Genomic DNA, 262 nt, shown 5'->3' with positions numbered 1-262 from the left:
CAGCGCGCAGATCAAAAGCAACAACAGCTTAATGCCATTGAAAATATTCAGCAGCAAGGAGTTATGAGCTGGGCACAGTTGCAACAGCTGCCAAAAGAGTGGAATAAAACCGGGGTATTAGTTTCTTTGAGTGGTTATTTTGATACCAATAATTATTGGCTGCTCGATAACCAAATTTATAATGGTCAGGTTGGATACGACTTACTGACATTATTAAAATTACCTGATGAGTCGCGCTTTTTATTAGTTAATTTAGGTTGGG

The 262-nt window shown here is 38.5% G+C and carries 1 protein-coding gene; it reads left to right on the top strand.

Translation table 11 applies throughout. The features are described from left to right. On the top strand, positions 1-262 hold a 262-nt coding region (locus tag SB749_RS19875), incomplete at both ends, for an SURF1 family protein (protein WP_410711822.1).

It is taken from the genome of Brevibacterium sp. SIMBA_078, from assembly GCF_046534565.1.
In the GTDB taxonomy this organism is placed as follows: domain Bacteria; phylum Actinomycetota; class Actinomycetes; order Actinomycetales; family Brevibacteriaceae; genus Brevibacterium.
Note: the sequence above shows the minus strand (reverse complement) of the source record. Positions and strands in the feature narration are given on the sequence as shown.